At 59.3% G+C, this 26,287-nt stretch carries 19 protein-coding genes and 2 pseudogenes; 2 read left to right on the top strand and 19 right to left on the bottom strand.

All coding sequences use genetic code 11. From position 1 onward, the window contains the following. Positions 1 to 13: 13 nt before the first annotated feature. The 12 genes and pseudogenes from mrdA to MC269_RS03160 all read right to left on the bottom strand — a co-directional run bounded on the left by mrdA (position 14) and on the right by MC269_RS03160 (position 13,192). Positions 14 to 1,891 carry a penicillin-binding protein 2 gene (mrdA, locus tag MC269_RS03215; RefSeq protein WP_239953907.1) on the bottom strand — a complete coding sequence of 626 codons (1,878 nt, stop codon included), beginning with the start codon at positions 1,889 to 1,891 and terminating at the stop codon, positions 14 to 16. A 179-nt stretch (positions 1,892 to 2,070) separates the two neighbouring features. Further along, on the bottom strand, positions 2,071 to 2,784 hold the full coding sequence (gene deoD / locus MC269_RS03210) for a purine-nucleoside phosphorylase (RefSeq protein WP_081139735.1): 714 nt from the start codon (positions 2,782 to 2,784) through the stop codon (positions 2,071 to 2,073). Positions 2,785 to 2,818: 34 nt separating this feature from the next. Next, a complete protein-coding gene (deoB, locus tag MC269_RS03205) occupies positions 2,819 to 4,042 on the bottom strand; it encodes a phosphopentomutase (protein ID WP_239953905.1) in 1,224 nt (407 codons plus the stop codon). A gap of 198 nt (positions 4,043 to 4,240) precedes the next feature. Continuing rightward, positions 4,241 to 5,572: a thymidine phosphorylase gene (gene deoA, locus MC269_RS03200; RefSeq protein WP_239953903.1), complete on the bottom strand. Its 1,332-nt coding sequence runs from the start codon at positions 5,570 to 5,572 to the stop codon at positions 4,241 to 4,243. Between the two features lie 59 nt (positions 5,573 to 5,631). Then, positions 5,632 to 6,411, bottom strand: a complete 780-nt coding sequence (gene deoC / locus MC269_RS03195; RefSeq protein ID WP_239953901.1) for a deoxyribose-phosphate aldolase — start codon at positions 6,409 to 6,411, stop codon at positions 5,632 to 5,634. 172 nt (positions 6,412 to 6,583) lie between these two features. Beyond that, positions 6,584 to 7,360 (bottom strand): TatD family hydrolase, encoded by a 777-nt coding sequence (locus MC269_RS03190; protein WP_239953899.1) that lies wholly within the window; start codon positions 7,358 to 7,360, stop codon positions 6,584 to 6,586. Next, positions 7,357 to 8,409, bottom strand: coding sequence for a patatin family protein (locus MC269_RS03185; protein ID WP_239953897.1), 1,053 nt, complete (start codon positions 8,407 to 8,409; stop codon positions 7,357 to 7,359). The genes MC269_RS03190 and MC269_RS03185 overlap by 4 nt, the downstream gene beginning before the upstream one ends. A gap of 215 nt (positions 8,410 to 8,624) precedes the next feature. Then, complete coding sequence (locus tag MC269_RS03180; RefSeq protein WP_065426276.1) at positions 8,625 to 8,786, bottom strand: DUF1328 domain-containing protein; 162 nt, start codon at positions 8,784 to 8,786, stop codon at positions 8,625 to 8,627. A 100-nt stretch (positions 8,787 to 8,886) separates the two neighbouring features. Further along, complete coding sequence (osmY, locus tag MC269_RS03175) at positions 8,887 to 9,501, bottom strand: molecular chaperone OsmY (RefSeq protein ID WP_081139747.1); 615 nt, start codon at positions 9,499 to 9,501, stop codon at positions 8,887 to 8,889. Positions 9,502 to 9,760: 259 nt separating this feature from the next. Next, the gene (gene prfC, locus MC269_RS03170; RefSeq protein WP_239953895.1) at positions 9,761 to 11,344 is read right to left on the bottom strand and encodes a peptide chain release factor 3; all 1,584 of its coding nucleotides are present in this window, start codon (positions 11,342 to 11,344) and stop codon (positions 9,761 to 9,763) included. A gap of 265 nt (positions 11,345 to 11,609) precedes the next feature. Continuing rightward, positions 11,610 to 12,712, bottom strand: a pseudogene (locus tag MC269_RS03165) (M20 peptidase aminoacylase family protein). 10 nt (positions 12,713 to 12,722) lie between these two features. After that, positions 12,723 to 13,192, bottom strand: a pseudogene (locus MC269_RS03160) (YjiG family protein). Between the two features lie 327 nt (positions 13,193 to 13,519). Here MC269_RS03160 and ftnA point away from each other — a divergent pair. Continuing rightward, the gene (gene ftnA, locus MC269_RS03155) at positions 13,520 to 14,029 is read left to right on the top strand and encodes a non-heme ferritin (RefSeq protein ID WP_239953891.1); all 510 of its coding nucleotides are present in this window, start codon (positions 13,520 to 13,522) and stop codon (positions 14,027 to 14,029) included. Positions 14,030 to 14,298: 269 nt separating this feature from the next. Here ftnA and MC269_RS03150 read toward each other — a convergent pair whose 3' ends face one another. Beyond that, complete coding sequence (locus MC269_RS03150) at positions 14,299 to 16,659, bottom strand: TIM-barrel domain-containing protein (protein WP_239953889.1); 2,361 nt, start codon at positions 16,657 to 16,659, stop codon at positions 14,299 to 14,301. A 10-nt stretch (positions 16,660 to 16,669) separates the two neighbouring features. Then, positions 16,670 to 17,980 (bottom strand): MFS transporter, encoded by a 1,311-nt coding sequence (locus MC269_RS03145; RefSeq protein ID WP_239953888.1) that lies wholly within the window; start codon positions 17,978 to 17,980, stop codon positions 16,670 to 16,672. 238 nt (positions 17,981 to 18,218) lie between these two features. Between MC269_RS03145 and MC269_RS03140 the strand changes: the two genes are divergently transcribed. Further along, the gene (locus tag MC269_RS03140; protein ID WP_239953886.1) at positions 18,219 to 19,283 is read left to right on the top strand and encodes a LacI family DNA-binding transcriptional regulator; all 1,065 of its coding nucleotides are present in this window, start codon (positions 18,219 to 18,221) and stop codon (positions 19,281 to 19,283) included. Here MC269_RS03140 and MC269_RS03135 read toward each other — a convergent pair. The 5 genes from MC269_RS03135 to MC269_RS03115 all read right to left on the bottom strand — a co-directional run bounded on the left by MC269_RS03135 (position 19,280) and on the right by MC269_RS03115 (position 26,270). After that, positions 19,280 to 22,141 carry a bifunctional diguanylate cyclase/phosphodiesterase gene (locus MC269_RS03135; RefSeq protein WP_239953884.1) on the bottom strand — a complete coding sequence of 954 codons (2,862 nt, stop codon included), beginning with the start codon at positions 22,139 to 22,141 and terminating at the stop codon, positions 19,280 to 19,282. The genes MC269_RS03140 and MC269_RS03135 overlap by 4 nt on opposite strands. Before the next feature lie 282 nt (positions 22,142 to 22,423). Continuing rightward, complete coding sequence (gene nudI, locus MC269_RS03130; protein WP_239953881.1) at positions 22,424 to 22,849, bottom strand: nucleoside triphosphatase NudI; 426 nt, start codon at positions 22,847 to 22,849, stop codon at positions 22,424 to 22,426. Continuing rightward, the gene (locus tag MC269_RS03125) at positions 22,834 to 23,559 is read right to left on the bottom strand and encodes a deoxynucleoside kinase (protein ID WP_239953879.1); all 726 of its coding nucleotides are present in this window, start codon (positions 23,557 to 23,559) and stop codon (positions 22,834 to 22,836) included. Before MC269_RS03125 ends, nudI begins: the two co-directional genes overlap by 16 nt. Next, positions 23,556 to 24,422 (bottom strand): radical SAM protein, encoded by an 867-nt coding sequence (locus MC269_RS03120; protein ID WP_239953878.1) that lies wholly within the window; start codon positions 24,420 to 24,422, stop codon positions 23,556 to 23,558. Before MC269_RS03120 ends, MC269_RS03125 begins: the two co-directional genes overlap by 4 nt. 135 nt (positions 24,423 to 24,557) lie before the next feature. Then, positions 24,558 to 26,270: a lysophospholipid acyltransferase family protein gene (locus MC269_RS03115; protein WP_239953876.1), complete on the bottom strand. Its 1,713-nt coding sequence runs from the start codon at positions 26,268 to 26,270 to the stop codon at positions 24,558 to 24,560. Between the last annotated feature and the right edge of the window lie 17 nt (positions 26,271 to 26,287).

Below are 26,287 nucleotides of genomic sequence, written 5' to 3'. Positions count from 1 at the left end.
TTCTGCCCGTCGGTTAAGGCTGATGCGCCGTCTCGACCGGCGCATCGCTCGGCGGCGGCAGGAAGATATGATCGAGGATCTCGCGCATCACCGGCGCGGCGGTTACCCCTTCGTTGCCGCCGTTCTCCAGAATCAGCGCCACCGCCACCTTCGGATCGTTAAAGGGCGCAAACGCGGTATAGAAGATATGGTCGCGCAGGCGCACCGGGATCATCTTCGCGTTGTAGGTCTGGTTCTGCTTGAGGCTGAACACCTGCGAGGTGCCGCTCTTGGCCGCAATGCCATAGGGTGCGGTATGGAAATATTTATAGCCGGTGCCGTTCGGCGCATTCGCCATGCCGAACATCGCCCGGCGCACCAGCGCCCAGTAAGGCGAACGCGCGTCGCCAATCTGCGGCTGAGGCAGCGACGGCTGATACATCTCCACCGATTTGCCGCGTTCGGCTTTCGCCAGCAGATGCGGCGCGATCACCTTGCCGTTGTTGATCAGCGCCACCATCGCCTTCACCATCTGAATCGGCGTGGCGATCCAGTAGCCCTGGCCGATGCCTACCGACACCGTGTCGCCCTGATACCACCCCTTCTTATGCACTTTCAGCTTCCAGTCGCGGCTCGGCAGCAGACCGTTGTACTCCTCGTTAAGATCGATGCCGGTCGATTTGCCGTAGCCGAACTGGCTAAGCATGCTGTGAATACGATCGATGCCCATCATAAAAGCTACCTGATAAAAGAAGGTGTCGGCCGACTCTTCAATCGCTTTGGTGACGTCGAGCATGCCGTGGCCGCTTTTTTTCCAGTCGCGGTAGCGGCGATCGGTGCCCGGCAGCGTCCAGGTGGGCGCACCGAAGAAGCTGGTCTGCGGCGTAATAACGCCGGTCAGCAGCGCCGACATCGCCATATAGGGTTTTACCGTCGACGCGGGCGGATAGAGTCCCTGGGTGACGCGGTTGATCAGCGGCAGGTTCTTGTCCTGCAGCAGCGTTTTGTAGGCCTGGTAGCTGATGCCCTTCACGAAGGGATTGGGATCGTAGCTGGGGCTGGAGACCATCGCCAGCACCGAGCCGTCGTGCGGATCCTCCACCAGCACCGCGGCGCGCTGCCCGGCCAGCAGGCTTTCAACGTACTGCTGTAAATGAAGATCGATGGTCAGGGTAATGTTTTTACCCGCCACCGGCGGCACCTCTTTCAGCACGCGCACGATGCGGCCGTGGTTGTCTACTTCCACTTCCTGATAGCCCGGCTTGCCGTGCAGCAGCGACTCGTAATACCCCTCAATGCCCTGCTTGCCGATGTTGTGATCGGCGGCGTAGTTCTCGGCGATGCCGGCGGCGTTGAGGCGCTTATAGTCGTTATCGTTGATTTTAGAGACGTAGCCGACCACGTGCGCCAGATCCGCGCCGTAGGGGTATTCGCGATCCTGATAGGTGTCGATGCTGACGCCGGTAAAGCGGTACTGGTTGACCGAGAAGCGCGCCACCTGCTCGTCGGTCAGCTCCTCTTTCAGCACCACCGGCTTGTAGCGGCTGTTCTGCTTCAGGGTGCGGGTAAAGGTGTCGATCTCCTCCGGCGTCAGATCGACAATCGGCGTCAGCGCCTTCAGCGTCGCCTGCATATCGTCGATTTTATACGGCGTGAGCATAATGTCGTACCAGGTGACGTTATGCACCAGCGGAATGCCGTTGCGATCGTAGATCAGCCCGCGCGTCGGCGCGATGGGGATCATTTTGATGTCGTTCTGGTTAGATCGCGTCTGGTAGTAGCCGTGATCGCGCACCTGCAGACGATAGAGATTGACGCCGAGGATAATGAAACAGGTCACGACCAGCGCGAAGGCGACCAGCGCACGGCGCGCGAAGAGCTTTTCTTCAGCTTCGAAATTGCGGAAATTCATTAGGCGGCATTGGCAGATGAGTTATTTTTTGTAGTCGCGCTAATGATAGGCAGCTAAAAGAGCAGCACCAGCGGGAAGATGCACAGGAGTCGAGAAAAGTGTGTCATTTGGTGAGAATGTTACGAACGTAACGGGATGTTCCCCGCGCCGACCGGCACGGGGAACAGGCAGTCGCAGGCTTAGTCGCCCAGCAGCACCGACTCCAGCGCGATCTTAATCATATCGTTGAAGGTGGTCTGACGCTCGGCAGAGGTGGTCTGCTCATGGGTGCGGATATGGTCCGACACGGTGCAGATGGTCAGCGCCTTCGCGCCGAACTCCGCCGCCACGCCGTAGATGCCCGCCGCTTCCATCTCCACGCCGAGGATGCCGTACTTCTCCATCACGTCGAACATCTGCGGATCCGGGGTATAGAACAGATCGGCAGAGAAGATGTTGCCGACGCGCGCGTCTACGCCCAGCGCTTTGGCCGCGTCAACCGCGTTGCGCACCATATCGAAGTCGGCGATCGCCGCGAAGTCGTGATCTTTAAAGCGCATGCGGTTGACTTTAGAGTCGGTGCAGGCGCCCATGCCGATCACGATGTCACGCAGCTTCACGTCCGGGCGCACCGCGCCGCAGGAGCCGACGCGGATGATTTTCTTCACGCCGAAGTCGGTGATCAGCTCTTTGGTGTAGATCGAGCAGGACGGGATGCCCATGCCGTGACCCATCACGGAGATTTTGCGGCCTTTATAGGTGCCGGTGTAGCCCAGCATGCCGCGCACGTTGTTCACTTCAACCGGGTTTTCCAGAAAGGTTTCCGCGATGTGCTTTGCGCGCAGCGGGTCGCCCGGCATCAGTACCACGTCGGCGAAGTCGCCCATTTCTGCATTAATGTGAGGAGTTGCCATGATGATTTGTCCTTTTTAAATTCAGCGGCTCTGTTTACAGCATGCTCTTGCCGTAGTCCATATCGGACAGGCCAAAATAGTGCGCGATCGTCTGCCCGATGTCCGCGAAGGTCTCGCGGTAGCCCAGCGAGCCGGGTTTCACTTTCGGGCCGTAGATCAGAATCGGAATATGCTCGCGCGTGTGCTCGGTGCCCTGCCAGGTCGGGTCGCAGCCGTGGTCGGCGGTGAGGATCAGAATGTCATCCTCTTTCACCAGCGCCATCAGCTCTGGCAGACGGCGGTCGAACAGCTCCAGCCCGCCCGCATAGCCGGCGACGTCGCGACGGTGACCCCAGGTGGAGTCGAAATCGACGAAGTTGGTAAAGACGATCGACTGGTCGGGCGCCTGTTTCATCTGCTCGATGGTGGCGTCGAACAGCGCGTCCAGGCCGGTGGCTTTCACCTTCTGCGTGATGCCCTGCTGAGCGTAGATGTCAGCGATTTTACCCACTGAAATCACTTCGCCGCCCTTTTCGTCCACCAGCTTTTTCAGCATGGTCGGCGAAGGCGGTTCCACCGCCAGGTCGTGACGGTTGCCGGTGCGCTCGAAGTGGCCCGCTTTGTCGCCGACAAACGGGCGCGCGATAACGCGGCCGATATTGTAGCCGCCTTCGGTCAGCTCTTCACGGGCGATTTCACACAGTTCATAGAGGCGCTCAAGGCCGAAAGTCTCTTCGTGACAGGCAATCTGGAACACCGAGTCCGCCGAGGTGTAGAAAATCGGCTTGCCGGTTTTCATATGCTCTTCGCCCAGCTGGTCGAGGATCACCGTGCCGGAAGAGTGGCAGTTGCCGAGATAGCCCGGCAGATCGGCGCGTTCCACCAGCTTGTCGAGCAGTTCCTGCGGAAAGCTGTTCTCTTTGTCGCTGAAGTAGCCCCAGTCGAACAGCACCGGCACGCCGGCGATTTCCCAGTGGCCGGACGGGGTGTCTTTGCCGGAGGAGATTTCGCTGGCGTAGGCGTAGGCGCCGGTGATCTCTGCATTGGGATCGAGGCCCAGCGGAAAGCGGCCGGTGGAAAGCTCGGCGGCTTTGCCGAGGCCGAGCGCGGTGAGGTTCGGCAGATGCAGCGGGCCTTTACGGCCTTTGTCCGCTTCGCCGTTAAAGCACGCTTCGGCGATGTGGCCCAGCGTGTCCGATCCTGCGTCGCCGAATTTTTCGGCGTCTTTGCTTGAGCCGATCCCAAAGGAATCGAGCACCATAATAAAAGCACGTTTCATGCAAGTCTCCTGCGCCTGCGCGCGTGACAAGTCAAAAAAAAGCGATCAGATCAGTATACCCGAATGGCTGCCTGACGGCAGCATAAAGCCGCAGATTTGCGGCTTCGTCACGTCAGATATGGCCGCGGATAACAGGGCCCGATCGCCGGGACGCATCCCTGCCCGCTCGGCCCGTGCCATATTATCCGCTGTTCAGGCTTAGCCGTCGCTGGCGGTGACCCGGCGATAAACCACTGGCGTCGTCTCTGGCGCGCTGTCGCTCAGCGTCACCGCCGCTTTCACCGCTGCGGCCGCCTGCTGCCAGCTCGCCTCGCTGCTGGCGTGCACCATCGCCAGCGGGCGCTGCGCGTCGGCGCGTTCCCCCAGGGTGATCATATCGCTCATGCCCACGCTGTAGTCGATGCTGTCGCTGGCGCGCTGACGCCCGCCGCCCATCGCCACCACCGCCATCCCTAGCGCGCGTGTGTCCATGCTGCTGACGATGCCGGGACGATCGGCGTAGACCGCTTTGCTGAGCATCGGCTGGGGCAGATAAGCGTCGTGGCGCTCGACAAAATCGACCGGGCCGCCCTGCGCGGCGACCATGCGCGCGAACACCTCCGCCGCCTGGCCGCTGTCCAGCACCTGCAGCAGCTTGCCGCGCGCCTCTTCTTCGCTGGCCGCCAGTTTGCCGGAGATCAGCATCTCGCTGCACAGCGCCAGGGTCACCTCCAGCAGGCGCGGGTTGCGCTCTGCGCCGGTGAGAAAGCGCACCGCTTCGCGCACTTCCAGCGCGTTGCCCGCGCTGGAGGCGAGCACCTGATTCATATCGGTGAGCAGCGCGGTGGTGGTGCAGCCCGCGCCGTTCGCCACGCCGACAATCGCCTGCGCCAGATCGTGCGACGCCTCGAAGGTGGGCATAAAGGCGCCGGAGCCGACCTTGACGTCCATCACCAGCGCGTCCAGCCCTTCCGCCAGCTTTTTCGCCAGAATCGAGGCGGTGATCAGCGGGATAGAGTCCACGGTGGCGGTGATATCGCGCGTGGCGTAGAAGCGCTTGTCCGCCGGCGCCAGCGAGCTGGTCTGGCCGATGATCGCCACGCCGACCTGTTTGATGATCTGACGAAAACGATCGTCGTCCGGGAAGATGTCGAAGCCGGGGATCGCCTCTAGCTTGTCCAGCGTGCCGCCGGTATGGCCGAGGCCGCGCCCCGAGATCATCGGCACATAGCCGCCGCAGGCGGCCACCATCGGACCCAGCATCAGCGAGGTCACGTCCCCGACGCCGCCCGTCGAATGTTTATCGACCACCGGCCCGTTGAGGTTGAGCGACCGCCAGTTGAGCACGGTGCCGGAGTCGCGCATCGCCATGGTCAGCGCCACGCGCTCCGGCAGCGACATATCGTGAAAAAAGATGGTCATCGCCAGCGCGGCAATCTGGCCTTCCGACACGCTGTTGTCGCGCACGCCGTTGATAAAGAAGCGGATTTCCTCTTCACTCAGCGCCTGGCCGTCACGTTTTTTACGGATAATTTCTTGCGGCAGAAACACAATCGCCCCCATGATCAGGGTTGAGATGAGAATGGCGGCCAGCGGCCGCCGTCACGCAATCAGTAGCCGGCTTTGCTGCTGGCGGTCTGATGACCCAGCGCGTTCAGCAGGCTGGCTAACAGGCTGGAGGCGCCAAAGCGGAAGTGGCGCGCGTCGGCCCAGCCTTCGCCGAGGATGTCGTCCGCCAGCTTGAGGTAGAGCGCCGCGTCTTCCGCGCTGCGCACGCCGCCGGCCGGTTTAAAGCCGACCTGCTCTTTCACGCCTTTATCGCGGATCACGCTCATCATGATCTGCGCCACTTCCGGCGTGGCGTTGACCGGCACCTTGCCGGTGGAGGTTTTGATAAAGTCCGCGCCTGCGTCGATGGCGATCTCAGAGGCCTGGCGGATCAGCGCTTCCTCTTTCAGCTCGCCGCTTTCGATAATCACCTTCAGCAGCACGTCAGCCTGAGCGCACGCCTCTTTACAGGCTTTCACCAGATCGAAGCCGATCTGGGCGTTGCCGGCGATCAGCGCGCGATAGGGAAACACCACGTCGACTTCATCCGCGCCGTAGGCGATGGCCGCGCGGGTTTCCGCCAGCGCGATGTCGATGTCGTCGTTGCCGTGCGGGAAGTTGGTCACGGTAGCGATACGGATCTCAGGCGTGCCCTGCTCCCGCAGCGCTTTGCGCGCCACCGGAATAAAGCGCGGATAGATGCAGATGGCGGCGGTGTTGCCCGCAGGCGATTTCGCCTGGCGGCAGAGGGCGATCACTTTTTCATCGGTGTCGTCTTCGTTCAGGGTGGTCAGATCCATCAGGTGCAGCGCGCGCTGCGCCGCAGCGGTAATGTCAGTCATAGTGTTCTCCAGATAACAAACAGGCGCGAAAGCGCCGGCTGAATGTGATAATTCTAACAATTCAAGCGGCTGGCGAATGTGTTATCCGTCACACCGCTATCAGCAACAGAAAGCGATGGCGTTATTATAACGCAGAGAGGCGCAATGTTACTATTATCACATTGAGAGAAGATTACGCAGGCAGGTTGAACAGCGCGCACGTGTTGCGCCACAGCGCCTCGGCGATCGCCTGCGGCGACTCCGGGCGCAGCTCGCACAAGGTTTGCCACACCAGACACGCCCGCTCCGGCCGGTTCGGCTCGCCCTGGAAGCCGTGCAGCGGCATATCAGGCGCGTCGGTTTCAAGCAGCAGCGCCTCCAGCGGCAGCTGCGCCAGGGTGTTGCGGGTTTTGCTGGCGCGCGCGTAGGTGATGGTGCCGCCGACGCCGATGGCGTAGCCGAGTTTGATAAAGGCCTGCGCCTGCTGCAGGCTGCCGGCGAAGCCGTGCACTACGCCGCGGCGCGGCAGGTCGTGACGGCGCAGATGCAGCGCCAGCTTATCGTGGGTGCGGCGCGAATGGAGGATCACCGGCAGGTCGTACTGCTTCGCCAGCCGCAGCTGCGCGTCGAACAAAAATTCCTGACGCGCAAACTGCGGGTTCTCCATATAGAGGTCGAGGCCGATCTCGCCTATCGCCGCAAGCTTTGCTGGCTGCCTCTGCAGCCAGCTCTCCAGCTGATCGAGATGCGCGTCCTCGTGTTGATCGATAGCGATGGGATGCAGGCCGAGCGCCGCGTAAAGTGCGGGATGCTGCGCCGCCAGCGCCACAATGCGCGCAAAGCGGCTGGCGTCCACCGCCGGTACGATAATGCGCTCGACGCCCGCCTCGGCGGCGCGCGCGATGCTCTTTTCCTCATCGCCGGCAAAAGGCGGGAAATCGAAATGGCAGTGGGTGTCAGTAAATCTCATGCCAGCGACCCTTCATCATAGTCTGCGTCGTTGCCTGCGACCGGCGGCGTCATGATCGGCCGGTTGTCGGGCGCGTTGGCGACCGGCGCCGGCGGCGTGACGGTGGTATAGCGCACGAACGGCTCGGCGTCGCTGAGCCACTGTCCCAGCGTCGCCAGGAAGTAGCGGCCGCAGCGCCGCCCCAGATGGTAGTCCTGATTCAGCGACGCGACGCGGCTGCCGAGCGCCATGCTCGCCAGCACGTGCGGCGGATAGATTTCAATGATACGCAGGTCGTCTGGCGGCTGCTCGATAAACTGCTGGATCTCGCGGTAGCTCGCTTCGTGATGATGCAGGATGTTGATCATCGGCTGCAGCGCGCTGGCGCTCAGCCAGCGCTCCATGCGCTTCATCCATTTTGGCGTATAAAACATCTGCGACGGCACGGTGCGGATCACCACGATGGTATCGGCGCCGCGCCGCGCCGCCTCGCGCACCGGGATGGCGTCGCTGATGCCGCCGTCAAGATAGCTAATGCCCTCCAGGTCGACCCCGAGCCGGTAAAAGCCGGGAATGGCGCTGGAGGCTTTGATGAGATCGTGCCAGTTGGCGCTGGTCGGCGCAAAATAGCCGGGCGTGTAGTCGTCGCTGCGGCAGGCGCACATATAGAACTCGCGGCCGCTGTCGAACAGCAGCTTGCCGCTCTCCAGCGACAGCGGCAGTTCGCGCCGCGTCACGTCGATAAGCCAGTCGAGATCGATCAGGTTGCCGCCGCGCACGAAGCGCAGCGGATCGAAAAAGAGTTTGCTGGTGGTGTAGCGCGTGATAACGCGACGCGCGTAGCCCTGCTGGCCGCAGACAAAGGCAGAGAGATTTTGCGCCCCGGCCGAGGTGCCGATAAAGAGATCGAAGGGATTGAATTTCGCCCGCTGGAACTCGTCCAGCACGCCTGCGGTAAAGATGCCGCGCTGTCCGCCGCCTTCGCAGACCAGAGCGATTTTACGCGCTTTAAAAGGGGAAAGGGCTAAGGGCTCAATCGCGCCCAGCGTAACGGGGATCCGAATACCCACTTCTGTTCCTCAGAAAGGGTTCAGAGGTCTGCTGTTGCGTTTATCCGTTTGAATTCAGCAGCATCCCGGAGAACCAGCCATGTTGTCTCCTGACCCGCCGCCAGACTAGCTGGCGGCTGCCGCCGCGCGTGATGCGTTTTCCTTTACGCTGCGCGGCGGCTGGCTGGTCTCCGCTTTATGCATGCTCGTTGCAAAAATCAGAATGACTCAACCGGTCAGGGTCGTTTGCGGCCGGTAAACAGGCTCACGAGGAACAGAATAATACCAACAACGAAGACAACTTTAGCCGCCCATGCTGCCGTACCGGCGAGGCCGCCAAATCCTAACGCCGCCGCGATCAGTGCAATTACCAGAAAAATAATACCCCAACGAAACATAAGCCTCTCCTTACCTTAGTGAAATCGAACTGCTCGTTTCTTTCCCATTTTGGGTTTTGTTTTGTCAGTACGGCGTCACGCGGACGCCGCGCTCACGACGTTAAGACTTCACGGTCAGGTCATTCTTAACGCTTTTAACGCCTTCAATGGCTTTCGCGATGCTTTCAGCGCGATCCGACTGCGCTTTAGTCGCGACGGTTCCTGAGAGCTGAACAACGCCGTCGGTGGTTTCTACCTTGACGTTACGCGACGGGACGATGTCATCGGCTAACAGTTTAGCTTTAATTTCGCTCGTCGTTGCCGCATCTCCGGCATATCCTTTCAAACTTTGTGATTTGCTGTCTTTAACGTGCAGTTTGTCGCTGACGGATTTCACACCTTCCACGTTTTTCACCACGGCGACGGCTTTTTCAGCCTGATCCTGCGAGGCGACAAAACCGCTCAGAGTCACTACGCCATCGTGCGTTTTCACGGAGATATCCGTACTTTTTATCGCTTCGTCATCCACCAGAGCCGCTTTGGCTTTTGCGGTGACGGCGCTGTCATCCATAAATCCATCGACTTTTTTCATAGAACTATTGATTTTCGCACCGGCGTTGTCCGCACTCTGCTGCGCTTTCTGCGTCATTGAGTCGTCAGCCAGGGCGCTGCCGCTTAACAGGGCGGAACCAACCATTACCGCCATCAGCGTTTGGGCAATCTTAGTCTTATTCATCGATATCTTCCTTCTGTCAGTGAGCTCACCCACAACCGTGGGCGCAACAGCAGCAAACGGCGCTGCTGCATCGTTGGACGTAAGGGAGAAGCAACTTCTCTTTTGCCGTCCGACAGAATAATCATAGCTGGTGTTTGGCGTTTTGCCTGAATAACTGGTTGATCGCACGCCAGTTAAAAGAAAAAGCAGAGTTTTTAGGAAGAGTCTGGAGGGGAGGAACAGGGCCAGCCAAAGCTGGGCGGCCCTGTTGCAGTGCAGATTAATGCTCGCGGGTTTTACGGAAGATCACGTCAGGATAGCGCTCCTGGGTGATATTCAGGTTAACCATGGTCGGTGCGATGTAGGTCAGGTTATCGCCGCCGTCGAGCGCGAGGTTGATCTCGTTTTTACGCTGGAACTCGTCGAATTTCTTCGCATCGCTGCATTCGACCCAGCGCGCCGTCGAAACGTTGATCGCTTCGTAGATCGCCTCGACGTTATATTCGCTCTTAAGACGCGCCACCACCACGTCGAACTGCAGCACGCCGACCGCGCCGACAATCAGATCGTTGTTGTGCACCGGACGGAACACCTGCACGGCGCCCTCTTCCGACAGCTGCACCAGCCCTTTCAGCAGCTGCTTCTGCTTGAGCGGATCGCGCAGGCGAATGCGGCGGAACAGCTCAGGGGCGAAGTTCGGAATGCCGGTGAACTTCATGTTCTCGCCCTGGGTGAAGGTGTCGCCGATCTGGATGGTGCCGTGGTTGTGCAGGCCGATGATGTCGCCAGGCCAGGCCTCTTCCACGTGCGAGCGGTCGCCCGCCATAAAGGTCAGCGCGTCGGAGATCACCACATCTTTGCCGGTGCGCACCTGACGCAGCTTCATGCCCTTTTCATATTTACCGGAGACGACGCGCATAAAGGCGACGCGGTCGCGGTGTTTCGGGTCCATGTTGGCCTGAATCTTAAACACGAAGCCGGTGAACTTCTCTTCCTCTGCGGTGACGACACGCGCGTCAGTTGCGCGCGGCATCGGCGCGGGCGCCCAGGAGACCAGGCCGTCGAGCATATGGTCGACGCCGAAGTTGCCCAGCGCGGTGCCAAAGAAGACCGGCGTGATCTCGCCGCTCAGGAACAGCTCCTGATCGAATTCGTGCGACGCGCCTTTTACCAGTTCCAGCTCTTCGCGCAGCTGCGCCGCCAGCTCTTCGCCGACCGCGCTGTCCAGCTCCGGATTATCCAGCCCTTTGACGATGCGCACTTCCTGAATGGTGTGGCCCTTGCCAGTCTGGTAGAGATAGGTTTCATCGTTGTAGAGGTGGTAAACCCCTTTGAACAGCTTGCCGCAGCCGATAGGCCAGGTGATGGGCGCGCAGGCGATTTTCAGCTCGCTTTCCACCTCATCCAGCAGCTCCATCGGATCGCGGATGTCGCGGTCGAGCTTGTTCATAAAGGTCAGGATCGGCGTGTCGCGCAGACGGGTGACTTCCATCAGCTTGCGGGTACGATCCTCGACGCCTTTCGCCGCGTCGATCACCATCAGGCAGCAGTCCACCGCCGTCAGGGTGCGGTAGGTATCTTCCGAGAAGTCTTCGTGTCCCGGCGTGTCGAGCAGGTTGACCAGGCTCTCGCGATAGGGGAACTGCATCACGGAGGTGGTAATAGAGATGCCGCGCTGCTTCTCCATCTCCATCCAGTCCGATTTAGCGTGCTGGCTCGAGCCGCGGCCTTTTACCGTACCGGCGGTCTGGATAGCCTGTCCGAACAGCAGTACTTTTTCAGTGATGGTGGTTTTACCAGCATCGGGGTGCGAAATAATGGCAAAGGTGCGGCGGCGCGCCACCTCTTGCATGAAATTAGACATGAGTGAGTTCTTCTCATCGAGGCAACGTCGCGTAAGGGGACGCTGCAGAGTAATCATGATGGCCGGAAATCCGGCAGGTAAACGGAGCCAGGGTGACGCAACGGCGTCAGAAGGCGGTGGTCGAGGCGCGTTCTACATTGGCGGCGATTCCGGTTACCTGGTCTTCGTTAAGGCGGCATAGCATACAATATTTTGCGCGCGGCGGCGAACAGGGGCAGGGAAAATTGTTGGCGCTGCCCGCCAGATGACGGGCAGCGTGCGGGATTTATCCCAGCACCTGTTTCACGCAGAATTGAAGATCTTCACGCCGATGGCCAGCGCGCTGAGATCGAAGTGCATATCGGGATGATGCAGTCCCGGCACCAGGTTGGTGCCCAGCCCCCAGAACCCCGCCTTCACGTTCGGGCGTTTTACTGGATAGTAGAAGAAGTCTTCGCTGCCGGGCGTGGTTTTCGCCTCCAGCAGCCCGTTGCCACCCAGCACCTCGGTAATGGCCGCGCGGATCACCGCCGTGGCCTCATCATGGATCTCCGCCGCCGGCATCTCTTTCAACACCACGACCTCGGCGCTGGCGCCCAGCGCCGCGACGCTGTGCTGGATCGCCTGGGTGACCTTCTCTTTCAGCGCCTCCATCGGCGCGTTCTCCTGCGAACGCAAATCCCACACCACGCGCGCCTGGTCAGGCACCGAGTTGGTGACGCCGGCGTCGCAGAGAAAACGCGTCGCCTTCACGCTCCAGTTCAGCCCCGGCGAAAGGTGGATCGCGTTAACGGCATTAACCGCCTGCACCGCCGCGTCCAGCGCGTTAACGCCGAGATGCGGTCGCGCGGCGTGCGCGGGTACGCCTTTAATGGTGGCTTCCAGCGTCGAGCAGGCGGAGTAGAGCACCGCAGGCGTCGCCTCGCCGACCACGCACTCTTTCAGCGGACGCAGATGGAAGCCGAGTATCATCTCCACGTCGTCCAGCGCACCGCCTTCCACCATCGCCAGCGCGCCGGCGCCCAGCTCTTCCGCCGGCTGAAACAGAATCTTCAGGCGGCCCTTTTTCACCGCACCTTCCGCCAGCAGCTCCTGCGCGGCGGTCAGCACCACGGAAGAGTGGCCGTCATGACCGCAGGTATGGCGCGCGCAGGCGACGCCGTCGATGATATGGCCGAGCGCGTCCATGTCGGCGCGCAGCGCCAGCACCGGGCCCGGCACGCCGCTGTCGATCTCCGCGACGATACCGGTGGTCTGGTTGACGCCGCGCGTTACCTTCAGCCCCGCTTTCTCCAGCTGATCGGCGATATAGGCGGAGGTTTTAAACTCTTCAAACCCCAGTTCAGGAATTTCATGCAGGTAGTGGTAATGCTCTAACACCTTTGACACCGCTTCTCTCCTAAATAAAAAGACGCATAACGCACATCGCGATCGCCGCGTTGATGACGCTCACCAGCATCAGCAGCGGCCAGTATTTTTTCGGCACGTCGGCCACGCCCAGCAGGCGCCCCATGTATTGCAGCTGCGATCCCATCAGGAAAATCGCGGGCGCGAGAATGGTTACGTCCGCGCCGGTCAGCACCCCTTTGGTCAGCAGGCTTACCGCGACACCGGTGCCGGCAGAGGAGGAGAGCCAGGCGGTGAGCAGCTAATGGCTTCGCCCGGCAGGCCAAACAGCCCCATTACCGGCGCGAAAACCTGCCCCAGAAACGGCATAATGCCGAGCAGATTGAGCACTTCCGCCAGCACACAGGCCATCACCACGTTGGGCATCAGGTTATGAATAGCGATATGAAAACCTTTGCGCGCGCCGGTGACGAAAATATCAAAAGGATTTTGGCTGCTTTTTACCGTGCCGTTATTTTCCATGGGGGAAATCCTTCTTATAAACACTGTTTAACACACAACGCGTCAACGCCGCACCGACAAATGCGATGAAACTACGCAACGGGGAAACAAGAGGATCGCCACGCCGCAGGACAATAAGAAAATATGCGCCGCGCGCTGCGCTGGTGCGATGCCGAATCGCTCCAGGAATGATAATCGCTCGCATTCAATTAGCTAAATAATTCTATTTAAATCAACCAGATAAAACGTGTTTTTTCCGCAAAATGCTATCTTTCGCGCGGCGTTATGGTGCATAATTCACCACTTCTCACCTGTTTAATTATTCTCTCTTTTATAAAGGAATCGCCCATGCTTACTGCTGAGATGACCGCGCGTCTGAACGATCAACTTAACCTCGAATTTTTCTCCGCCAACCTCTATTTGCAGATGAGCGCATGGTGTAGCGATAAAGGTCTGGAAGGCGCAGCGGCGTTTCTGAAAGAGCACTCTCGCGAAGAGATGGAGCATATGCAGCGTCTGTTTGACTACCTGAGCGATACCGGCGCGATGCCGGTGCTGGGCACCATCGCCGCGCCGCCGGTCGCCTATAACTCGCTGCCCGAGCTGCTGGAGCAGGCGCTGGATCATGAGAAGCTGATCACGCGTAAAATCAACGAGCTGGCGCATGCAGCGATTACCTCGCTCGACTACTCCACCTTTAATTTCCTGCAGTGGTATGTGGCGGAGCAGCATGAAGAAGAGAAGCTGTTCAAAACCGTGCTGGATAAGCTGGCGCTGGTCGGCAATAAAGGCGAAGGCCTGTTCCTGATCGATAAAGATCTGGCGCGGATGAATGCGGAAAGCCACGGCGCTAATTAGTACCTCTGTTGCTGCCTTCAAAGACGTACAGACAGCTTAAAAAGTCAATAAGCGGGTGAGATGGCCCGAAGAGCAAAGCGTCCCGCGACAAGGATAAAAACGCCGGGAGCGTTTTTGAACAACGCAACGCGTTGGCCCGGTAACGGGCGCACCTCAAGGATGAGGTGCGTAATCGCGCGGGCCGAGCGAGCAAGGATGCGTAAAGCGTCTTTGCGATCGGGCCATCTCACCTGCTTTCGCACCTCGCCCGCAAACGTCTTTTCTTCGTTTTACAAGCTAAACCGCACGCCCTTCTCGCCGTTGATCCACAGCTCGCGCTGCTCGCCCGCAGGCAGCAACACCTCAATCTCACGCCAGGCCGGCTGATAGTCGCCGCGCTTCTCCAGCGTCAGCTCGAGACGATCGCTGCTGCCGATCAGCGTCCAGCGCATCCACAGCGCATTGCCCTGACGCCAGCCGTGACTCTCGCCGTCATCGTCGAAAAACTCGCCCTCGGTGCGCGCCTCGCCCGGCGCGGGCCACAGCTGCAGTTCGCGCACGCTGTCGAGCCGCGCGTCGGTGGTGGTTTCGCAGCGCCCCAGCGGAATGGCGGCGCCGGCGCGCGCCAGCAGCGGCAGCCGATCCAGCGGCGCCTCCAGCGTCACGGTCTGCCCGCCAGCCAGCCACTGGCCGCTGTGCCAGTCATACCAGCCGTGGGCATTGCGCGGCAGATAAACCGCGCGCACGCGGCTGCCCTCTTCCACCACGCTGGCCACCAGCAGATCGCGCCCCAGCAGAAAGTCGTCGCTTTCCCGCCAGGTCTCGCTGTCCTCTTCGTGATCGAGGAAGGTAGGACGCAGCATCGGCTCATCCTGCGCGCTCGCCTGCCACAGCAGCGTATAGAGATAGGGCATCAGACGGTAGCGCAAACGGATCGCCTCGCGGATCAGCGGCGTCACCTCTGGATACATCCAGGGCTCGTTCACGGTGTGATCGTCGTTCCAGGAGTGAATCGTAAAACGCGGATGCATTACGCCGTTCTGCACCCAGCGCACAAACAGCTCGGCGTCCGGCTTGTCGCCCGAAAAGCCGCCGACGTCGTGACCGACGTTAAACAGCCCGGACAGGCTCATGCCCAGCCCCATGCGGATGTTGTAGCGCAGCGTCTGCCAGCTGGTGCGGTTATCGCCACTCCAGGTCTGCACGTAGCGCTGCATCCCGGCGCAGCCGGAACGGGAGATGAGATAGGGCCGTTTTTCCGGCGCGAAACGCTGCTGCGCCTCCAGCGAGGCGCGCATCATCAGCAGCGGCATCACCGGACGGATATGCTTAATCGCAATGCTTTGTCCGAAACCGTGGCAGCGCGCTTCGCCGTCCCAGACCTCATATTCGTTGTTGTCGTTCCAGGTGGCGTCGATGCCCTTCTCCAGCAGCTGGGCGGTGACGTTCTCCTGCCACCAGCGCACCGCCTGCGGATGGGTAAAATCGAGATGCGATCCCTCATCGTCCCAGAACACCGAACGCTCCGGCCGATCCTGCTCTGAGTCGCGAATAAACAGCCCCTGCGCCGCCACTTCCTGATAGCGCGGATGATCCTGCAGCAGGCAGGGCTTGATATTGGCCGCCAGCTTCATGCCCGCCGCGTGGAACGCCTCGCTCATGGCGTTGGGATTCGGCACCTTGTCGTAGTTCCAGTTAAAGACATAGCGCTTGTTGTTGATGGAGGTGTAGCCCGAGGAGAGCTGGAACGAGTCGCAGGGGATCTCATGCTCGCGGCAGAGGCGAATAAAGCCCTGCAGCTGCTGCTGCGCGTCCGGCGCGTCGGTGTAGTGCATGGTTGAGCCGCTGTAGCCCAGGCTCCACTTCGGCTGAAAAATCGTGCGCCCGGTGAGGCGCACGAAAGCCTGGGTGACATCCAGCAGCTTTGGCCCCAGCATCAGGTAGTAGTCGAGATCGCCCGCCTCGGCGCGATAGCGGCGGTATGGCAGATGGTAGTTGTCCAGCTCGTTGCCGAGATCGAGCCAGCTGCTGCTCAGGTTGTCGTAGAACAGGCCGAAGCTGACGCCGTCGCGCTGCGTCAGGGTAAAGGGAATGTGCTTATAGAGCGGATCGGTGCTGGCGGCGTTATAGCCCATCGCGTCGAGGTTGCGCATCTCGAAGCGGCGACCGCTGCGGTTGAGATCGCCGCTCTTCTCGCCGAGACCGTAGACGCGATCCTCTGGCTGGCGGCGCTGATAGTGCTCCACGCCGTCGCCGTGCGCGTTAAGCAGATAGGCGCCGGTGTGGCGATCGGCCGCCAGCGGCCGCCACTCTCCCTGATGAAAATGGTCCCAGCTCAGGCAGAGCGGATGGTGCACCGTCACCCGCAGACGATCTGTGCTGACGCGCAGCTGGCTCGCCTCATGCTCCAGCTGAAACGCCGGCAGCCCAAATCCGTCGAGAGATTCACGATCGCGCCCTTCCCAGGGCACGTCGTCGCCCGGCGCGATGCTCCAGGTGCGGTTCAGCGCCAGCTCGCCGTCGCGCTTCAGCAGCACGCGCATCAGGCCCGACTCCAGCACATACAGGCGCAGCAGATGGCGGTTATCCACCTTCAGCTCGACAAAATGATCGGCGTGCTGACTCAGCGTCCAGTTCTTCAGGGTTTTCATTGCGGTGTCCTTATTGTTCAGCGCTGCGCTGACGACGTTCGGCGATAAACATCACCAGGAAAATCGCGCCCACCAGGTCGAAAAAGCCCATGGCGACGAACAGCGGGTTGAAACCGATGGTGTCGGCGGTGACGCCGATAATCAGGGAGAAGATAAAGCTGGCGATCCAGGCGCAGGAGCCGCGCATGCCGTTTACCGTCGCCATCTGGCGGCGATCGAAGCGCTCCACCACCAGCGCGCTGAGCATGCAGGAGATCACCTGATGGCCGAAGCCGCCGATCGAGATCAGCGCGATCGCCAGATAAGGATCTTTAACCAGGGTCATCAGCGCCAGCGAGATCATCAGCGCCGCGCCGGTGACCGAACTGGCGACGATAGAGTTGACGCGCGTCAGGCCGAACCACTTGACGTAGATTTTGGTGAGATAGCCGCTGGCGACGCTGCCGAGATCGGCGGCGAGAAACGGCAGCCAGGCGAACATCACAATCTGCTTGAGATCCATGCCGCGCTCGTTGGCCAGGTAGAGCGGCACCCAGAAGCTCAGCACCGCCCAGGCGGGCTCAGCGAGAAAGGCCGGAATGGCGATGCCGTAGAACTTTTTCTCTTTGCCGATGGTTTTCAGCGCCTGAAAGAACGGCAGCTTTTCACCCACCGCTTCGTTATCCTGGGTGATCCAGGCACGCTCCTCATCCGACAGGCGCGCATGTTTTTCCGGCGACTGATAGCCCCACCACCAGAGGCCGACCCACAGCAGCCCCAGCCCGCCGGTGAGCAGAAACGCGCCCTGCCAGCCGAACGAGATATGCGCCACGTAGATAATCGGCGGCGCCAGCATTGCGCCGACCGAGAAGCCAACACCCGCCCAGCCTGCGGCGACCGGCCGCTCTTTTTTCGGGAACCAGTCGCCGATCGCTTTGGCGTTGGCGGGCGTCGCCGCCGCTTCCGAAGCGCCCATCACAAAGCGCAGCAGCGCCAGATGCAGCCAGCTACCGGCGCCGGCGTGCAGTAAACAGGTCAGCGACCAGATCAGCGCGCAGATCAGGAAGCCCATCTTCAGGCCGATAACGTCGATCAGCCAGCCGCACAGCGGCTGAAACAGGGTATAGGCGAGCTGAAAGGCCGCCACCACCCAGGAATAATGCTCGGTGCTCATATTCAGGCTGGTTTTCAGCTCCGGCGCCAGAATGCCGAGCGAATTGCGCGTCACATAGTTCACCGTCACGCCCAGCAGAAACAGCCCCAGCATCCACCAGCGCAGATGTTTGATGGTGCGCACGGTGCGCGTGGCGACTGCAGGCCTGGTTGTTGATTCAAGGCTCATTTTTCAGCTCCTGTGCAGGCTTTTAAAGGCCAGGTTAATCCTTCACATCGCCCGTCGGCGTACTCCGTGTCTCTTCTTCGCACCCTAAAAAATCGCGAAACGTCGGTATAGCCACTTTTTTGCAAGTTTTTTCATGGCAAACTTTTCGGCGCGTTTAAAGCGGGTTACTTGCCTTATCTGACGCGATTCAGCATCTGATGAAAATTTTTTCATCAGCAGATTTGAAGGGGATCACAAAATGAAACAAAGGCTGAAAATAGGCGAAATCGCGGCGCTGAGCGGCGTCTCGATCAGCACCGTTTCGCGCGTGCTGGCGGGCAAGGCGAATACCCGCGCCAGCACGCGCGACAAGGTGCTGGCGGTGGCGCAGCAGCAGGGAGTGCTGGATAACCTGCACAGCGGCCGCCTGCTGTTAAATACCCTGATGGTGTTCGCGCCGGCGCGCGCCTTCGACGTACGCAGCGATATCTTTTACTACAAGGTGATTCAGGGCGTCGCGCAGGCGATCGCGCCGCACGAGGTGCGCCTGCGCTACTGCGCGCTGGAGGAGAATGAGAGCGACGCGGCGCTGTTTCTGGAGAAGATGCAGCAGACCGACGCCGCGCTGCTGGTGGGTATCGACGACAGCCATATTCATCAGCTGGCGGCGGAGATGAACAAACCCTGCGTGCTGATCAACGCACTGGATCGCCGCATGCGCCTGCCGTCGGTGTCGCCGCATCATCAGCTGATTGGCGAAAGCGCCGCGCGCTATCTGTTCGAGCAGGGACACCGGCAAATCCTGACGCTGCACTGCCTGCGCCGCTACACCATGGAGCAGCGGCTACAGGGAGTGCGCGACGCCTGGCACGCCATGAACCTGCGCTTCGACAGCCGCCAGCATCTGCTGACCCTCACCAGCTTCAGCCGTCTTGAGGCGGCGGAAAGGCTGAGCGAGTATCTGAAGCACTGCCCGCTTGCGCAGCGGCCGACGGCGATTCTGGCGAGCGGCGACTATATCGCCGCCGGCGCGGTGGAGGCGCTGCAGCGCGCCGGGCTGCGCGTGCCGCAGGATGTATCGGTGATGAGCATGGACGGCTTTAACCTCGCCGCCATCCACGATATTCCGCTGACTTCGGTACAGGTGCCGCGCGACGAGCTGGGCGCAGAGGCGGTGCGCATGGTGCAGAGCATGCGCCTGAATGCGCAGGCGCTGCCCGGCACGCTGCTGCTGCACGGCAAGCTGGTGGTGCGCGAATCGGTGCGGCGTATTCGCGACAACCTCAGCCACGCGCCGGTGCAGCAGCACGGCCTCTACGACTAAGCCGGATTATCCAGCGCCTTCAGGCGCAGCTCCGACGGCTGCGGGCGACCGAAGTAGTAGCCCTGGAACAGCGTACAGCCCTCTTCACGCAGCTTCGCGAACTGTTCACTGCTCTCGACCCCTTCCGCGGTGATCTGGATATCCAGACTGCGGCTCATGCCGGTGATGGCGCGGATGATCGCCAGCGCCTCGCGGCTGTCGCCCATATCGTTGATAAAGGACTTATCGATTTTGATCTTGTCGAACGGGAAGGATCGCAGGTAGCTGAGCGACGAGTAGCCGGTGCCGAAGTCGTCGAGCGCGATCTGCACGCCGAGTTTCTTCAGGCTCTCCAGGGTGCGGATATTGCCGAGGGAGTCGTCGAGCAGCACCGATTCGGTGATCTCCACCTCCAGCCGGCTCGGATCCAGCCCGGAATCGCGCAGCGCCGCCTCCACCACCGACACCAGTGAGCTGTTTTTAAACTGCAGCGGCGACAGGTTGACCGACACCGACTGCTTGCCTTCCCAGGTGGTCGCTTCGCGGCAGGCTTCATAGAGCGCATAGGCGCCGAGCATATGGATCAGCCCGCTCTCTTCCGCAATGGGAATAAAGTCGTTCGGCATAATCAGCCCTTTCACCGGATGGTGCCAGCGCATCAGCGCCTCGTAGCCGATAATCGACTGCACCGCTTCGCCGTCGGTGATTGGCTGATAGTAGAGCCGCAGCTGACGACCGCTTATCGCCTCGCGCAGATCGTTCTCTATTACGCGGCGGCTGCGCGCCACGTCGTCCATCGCCAGCGTGAAGTGCTCGTAGCGGTTGCGGCCGTTGCGTTTGGCCTCATAGAGCGCCATATCGGCGCAGCGCAGCAGCTGCTCCGGGGTATTGGTGATAGTGGCGCTCAGGGCGATGCCGACGCTGAGGCCGACGCTGAGATTGTGCCCTTCGATATTGACCGGCGGACGTATCGCTTCAATCAGCCGCTGGGCGACGATCGCCGCCTCCTCCGCATTGCTGATGGCGGGCAGCACGATAGCGAACTCGTCGCCGCCGATGCGCGCCAGGGTATCGCGATCGCGCAGCGTGCCGCGCAGCCGTTTGGCCACCGCGCGCAGCAGTTCGTCGCCGATCTGATGGCCGAGCGCGTCGTTCACGTTCTTGAAGTTGTCGAGATCGAGGCAGAGCGTGGCGGTCTGCCGGCCGCTCTGGCTGTCGTTGCGCAGCGCCTCGCTCAGCCGCTGGCGGAACAGAATACGGTTCGGCAGGCTGGTGAGGTTGTCGTGATGCGCCATATGGTGAATGCGCGCGTCGGCGGCGCGCTGGTCGGTGACATCCTCGACGATCAGCATAATGTAGTTCTGGCGCGCGTCCTGCCCGGCGATGGTGGTGGCGCGAGTATGCAGGATGCGTTCGCCGCTGGCGGTAAGCAGCAGCTGCTCGCGCTGGTGGATGCCCTCGCTGCGCAGCGCGATATCCGCCAGGCTGTTGAAATAGTCGCTGAGTTCAGCCGACATACACTCGTGCGGCCGCTTGTTGACCAGCAGCGCCTTCGCCACGCCGAACAGCTTCTCTGACCGATCGTTGACCAGCAGGATTTCGCGCGTGATGGCGTCTTCTACCACCACGCAAGAGGGAATATTGGCGATGATGTTGTCGAGAAATTTTGACAGCGCCGACATTTTCGCGCTCTGCGCTTCGGCCAGATCTTTGGCGCGCAGCAGCTTCTGCTCCTGCTCGCGGCGCTCGGTCACGTCGCGGGTGATCTTGGCGAAGCCGATCAGGCGTCCTTCATCATTGTGAATGGCGTCGATCACCACATGTGCCCAGAAGGCGCTGCCGTCTTTACGGTAGCGCCAGCCTTCATCTTCAAAGCGGCCGCTGGCCAGCGCAATCGCCAGGTTAGCGTCCGGGGTGCGCTGTAACCGCTCCTGCGAGCCGTAAAACACCGAGAAGTGCTCGCCGACGATCTCCTCGGCGAGGTAGCCCTTGGCGCGCTGCGCGCCGGCGTTCCAGTTCACCACGCAGCCGTTAATATCCAGCATATAGATAGCGTAATCGGTCACGCCCTCTACCAGCAGGCGGAAGCGCTGCTCGTGCTCGCGCTGCGCGCGCAGCAGCGCCTGCTGCTCGGTGCAGTCGCGGGTGATTTTGGCGTAGCCAATCAGCTTGCCACCGTCGTCGCGGATCGCATCGATGATCACGTGCGCCCAGAAGGCGCTGCCGTCTTTGCGATAGCGCCAGCCCTCATCCTCAAAGCGGCCGGTGCGAAACGCGGTTTGCAGGTTTTTTTCCGGAATATGCGCCTGGCGATCCTGCGCGCTGTAGAAGCGGGAGAAGTGCTGGCCGACAATCTCTTCCGCCACGTAGCCTTTGGCGCGCTGCGCGCCGGCGTTCCAGTTCACCACCAGCCCATCGTGATCCAGCATATAGATGGCGTAGTCGGTGACGCCCTCTACCAGCAGGCGGAAGCGCGCTTCCTGCTCGCGCTCTTTGCGCTGCTGCTCCTGCTGCTCCGTGCAGTCGCGGGTGATCTTGGCAAAGCCGATCAGTTCGCCGCTGTCGCCGCGGATGGCGTCAATTATCACATGCGCCCAGAAGGCGCTGCCGTCTTTGCGGTAGCGCCAGCCTTCGGTTTCAAAGCTGCCGGTGCGCGTGGCGATCTCCAGACCGCGCTGCGGCACGCCGTTCAGCCGATCCTGTTCGCTATAGAACAGCGAGAAATGTTTACCGACGATTTCATCTGGCGTATAGCCTTTTGCCCGCTGCGCCCCGGCGTTCCAGTTAGCGACGGTGCCGTCTGGCTTCAGCATATAGATGGCGTAGTCGATCACGCTCTGTACCAGTAACCGATACATAACATCAGCATTTTTATCCATTTTTATTAGCCTGTTGCTGCGCTGCTTAAAGTGGCCCCAAAAAAATTAAGAAATGTCTTAATACCGCTTCGACTACATCTGAAATGCCCTGTTTTGACAAGCATAAATGCGCTGAAAACGAAAGTTAGTAGGTAGGTTATCGGCAGTGGCGAGAAAATGTTCAGTTGTAAAGGTGACAAATAAAACGCGTTGTTTTAGCAGAGAAATAGTGACAGCCGCCCGCGATTGCGCTTAGCGGGCGGCTGATTTGATTTAAGCAGGGTAGTGATGAGTATCAGGCGCTTATATCAGCCCTTTCTGACGGAAAGTGAGCCGGGTGGCCTCGTTCAGGTCCATCGTTTTAAGCGCCGCAGGAGCAACCCAGGCCGTTTCCTGAAACTCTTCGTTGAACGTGATCGCTCTGTTGGCAGTAACGCAGTCGTATATCAGATAGATCATATAAATTTCTTCTTGTGAGCCATCTGCGTAGGTTTTCTTTCGTCTGTCATCGCGGAATGTCCAGGGTTGAATATGGGCGATCTCAAGGGCGTCGCCTAATTCTTCTCTGATTTCACGCCGCAACGCGTTTTCGATTGTTTCGCCAGGTTCCACACCCCCGCCTGGTAACGCCCATTGCCCCGGAAAAACGCCGCGATCTTTGGCCATTTTGCATAGCAAGTATTCGCCTTCATTTTGTATGACGGGACAAACGATTATTCTCTGACGCATTTTTTTCTCCTTATCATCAAAACTTCCTGGCAAATGTTTTCAAAAAACTCATCGACATCTTCTGGCTGCTGACAAATGAGTACGCGTTGGCGAAGATGCGCAGGAAGCTTATTTACAAAAAACTGATACTCGCTGTGCCATCCCTCTACCCAGCGTTGTTTTAATTCCTCTTTTGGAAATTCCTTCGGTCGCACCCCGCTCCTTTCATCGCTATTAAGATGAGATAAAGATTGCTCTGCAGAGTAATTAAAAAAAGCGATAAGATCAGGTTCCGGAAGATATGCATTAATACTATCCCAGAGTGTCATATAGGCGTAATGTTGTGCCTGGTTGATATGGTTTTCTTTCAACATGAAATTGATAAAAATATAATCCTCCAGGTGTGACCGCTCCATCACCAGATTAAAACCTTTATCAAGCCAGGATTTTATCATTAATGCACGCTGAACCATAAAATTTAGCTGAAGAAGAAATCCATACTTGGCTGTTTCATCGAATAAAAGAGGCAGGAGTGGATGATGGACGCTTTTTTCATCTATTGCGATAGTACAAGAGTCTTTTTCGTACAGGGCACTAGCCAGGCGACGTAAAAACGTGCTCTTTCCAACACCAGAATTACCAGAAAGGCAGATATAGAGGGGACTACGATTCAAATCTCCCTCTTTTTTATCAGCTGACCAGGGGTCCATATAAAGATACTCATATCTCATACTGTAAATTCCCTTTTATTCATCCACAAGCGATTATCTTCGCACTTACGCATAATTTCATCATTGCCACATATGGCGTTAATAATTTTATCTGATGGATCGTTCTGCATATTTCCTAACAGAGAATAATTCTCACCATCAGGAATAACAATATCGAAATTTGGCTCCATAACTACGTTAGCTTTATCTCTTTGTTCAAAAGTGGCCCAACTAATAGGCATACCTGGGTGTTTGCGTTCCAGAGTTGCCATCTTGTTCAAAAATAAATCAGACCTGATTTCTAGCTTCTCTCTTTTTTCTTTACCGACTCCTAATGGGCAAAATTGATAAAACCTCCATGCCTGTATTTTAAAAGGCAGATTTTCCACCCATTGAACAATATCATCCAATTTATTTATATTTGACTGAGAGACAACGGTAGTAAGTTTGATGTTTATTTTATTATTTGTTTCTGGCAGCCAGGTTAATATGTTTTTTACCACCCTATGTTGGTTGCTCATTTTTTCGCTGCGAATAGTGGTATTAACGAAACGATCAATGCCGTCAAGAGGAATCCCAACCCAATCAAGAACCGGATTAAGCCGCTCATGATCTATCATAAAGCGATGACCTACAGTAGACAGGTAAGTCATAAACCCTATCCGTTTTGCAGCTTCGATTAGACAAATATAGTCGGCTCTAGAGGTCGGCTCGCCTCCAGTGAAACCAATACGGCGGAAACCCATCTCATACATATACTGAATAACCTGAAGCATACTTGAGAGTGGTGAATCCTCTATGCCAGGGTTACGAAAACAAAGATCACAACCGAGATTGCAATGTGAGGTTATTCTAAAATCAATAACTAATTGACTGATATCCATAGCGTTCCTTGTCATTATGATTTGAAATAATTAACCATGCAGATAGTGTGGTTATAACAACAAAATACGCCATCAGAAAGCAAAGTCAATTGATTAATAAATGATCTACATTCTCTCTTTTAACGCAATCGTGACCTATTCCGTTGGCAACTGATGCACCGCAATATAGCGCTCATAGCGCGACGGCTTTAGCCGGGTTAAATCCACCAGCACCAGCCCGTCGATGCAGTGATTAAAATCGGGATCGCTGCCGAAATCGATAAACTGCACGCCGCCGGGCGCGCACAGCTCAGAATATTGCTTATAGAGCGTGGGGATGGCGCAGCCGAGATTGCTCAACAGCTGCTTGAGCCTGCGCAAATCTTCCTGATAGTCGTCGCCGCTGAACTGCGCCAGCACCTCCGGCAGCGAGGCGGGATAAGGCCGACGCGACGTCGCCAGCGGCAGTTCGGTGGGGAAATAGAGGCGGTAAAAAGCCACCAGCAGGTCGCGCGCCGCCAGCGGCATGCCGCCGGAGATCGAGACCGGCCCAAACAAGTAGCGCGTCTGCGGATAGCGCGCCAGATAAGCGCCAATGCCGAGCCAGAGATAATCGAGACCGCGCTTGCCCCAGTAGGCAGGCTGAATAAAACTGCGGCCCAGCTCGATGCTCTGCTGCAAAATCGGCATCATCCGCTCGTCGTAGTGGAACAGGCTGTGGCTGTAGAATCCTTCCAGCCCGCGTCGGGCGAGCTGCTCTTCGCCGGGAATAAAGCGGTAGGCGCCGACAATCTCCAGCTGCGCGTCGTCCCACAGGATCAGGTGATAGTAGTCGTCGTCGAAGTTATCCAGATCGCGACGGCGGCCGCTGCCCTCGCCCACGGCGCGAAGGGCGATTTCGCGCAGCCGTCCCAGTTCGCGCAGCAGCGGCACCCAGGTGGCGCCGTTGCGTCGCCACAGGTAGATCTGCTTGCCGTCGCCGGTGGTGCCGAGGTGCTCGCTGTCGCGCAGCGCCCGCTTCAGCTCGGCGCGATCCTCCGCGCGGGCGATCGCTTTCTCCGTCTGGAACAGGCCAGGACGCTGCTGGCCGATGCGATAGAGGTGCTTGCGCAGCCGCTTCGCCAGCGCTTTGCCCGGCGTATGGCCGTCATGCCAGTGCGCAAACGGGATCTGCGCGCCGATATGCAGTTTGATGCACGCGCCGCGCTGGCGGAACATTTCGCGCACCAGCATCAGCAGCGCCAGCGGCTGGGCGATCTTCGCCGCCGCGTAGAACAGCGCGCTGTTGCGGCCGTCGACAAATACCGGCAGCAGCGGCGCGCGGGCGCGCGCCGCCAGGCGCAGAAAGGTGTGATGCCAGCGGCCGTCGCGCACGCCCCGGCTGCCAAGGCGCGACACCTCGCCCGCCGGGAAAATAATCAGCACGCCGTCTCCGGCGAGATGCTGCTGCATACGTTCAAGCTGATGGCGACTGGTGCGGTTGCCCATATTGTCGACCGGCAGCATCAGCGCGTCGAGCGGCTCCAGCATCGTCAGCATGCGGTTGGCGACGATTTTGACATCGCGTCGCACCTGCGCCACCGCCGACAGCAGCGCCAGCCCATCAAGCGCGCCAAGCGGATGGTTGGCGACAATCACCACCGGCCCGCGCGGCGGGATCTGCTCCAGATCGCGCTCGCTCAGCTCGCAGCGCACGTCGAGGTGCTCTAGCATCTGCTCGACCATATCCAGCCCTTTCAGATGCGGATAGCGCGCGGCGAAGCGCTGAAACTCCTCTTCGCGCAGCGCCCAGCGCAGCGCACGACGCTGCCAGCCGGCGGGCTGCGCCTGCGGCCAGAAGCATTCGACAACCTGATCGACAGAAAACATAACGCGCCTTTTTTTCG

It is taken from the genome of Pantoea sp. Z09 (genome assembly GCF_022394795.1).
GTDB classification, from domain to species: domain Bacteria; phylum Pseudomonadota; class Gammaproteobacteria; order Enterobacterales; family Enterobacteriaceae; genus Pantoea; species Pantoea latae.
The sequence above is the reverse complement of the archived record's forward strand: the minus strand, read 5'-3'. Positions and strand labels throughout refer to the sequence as shown.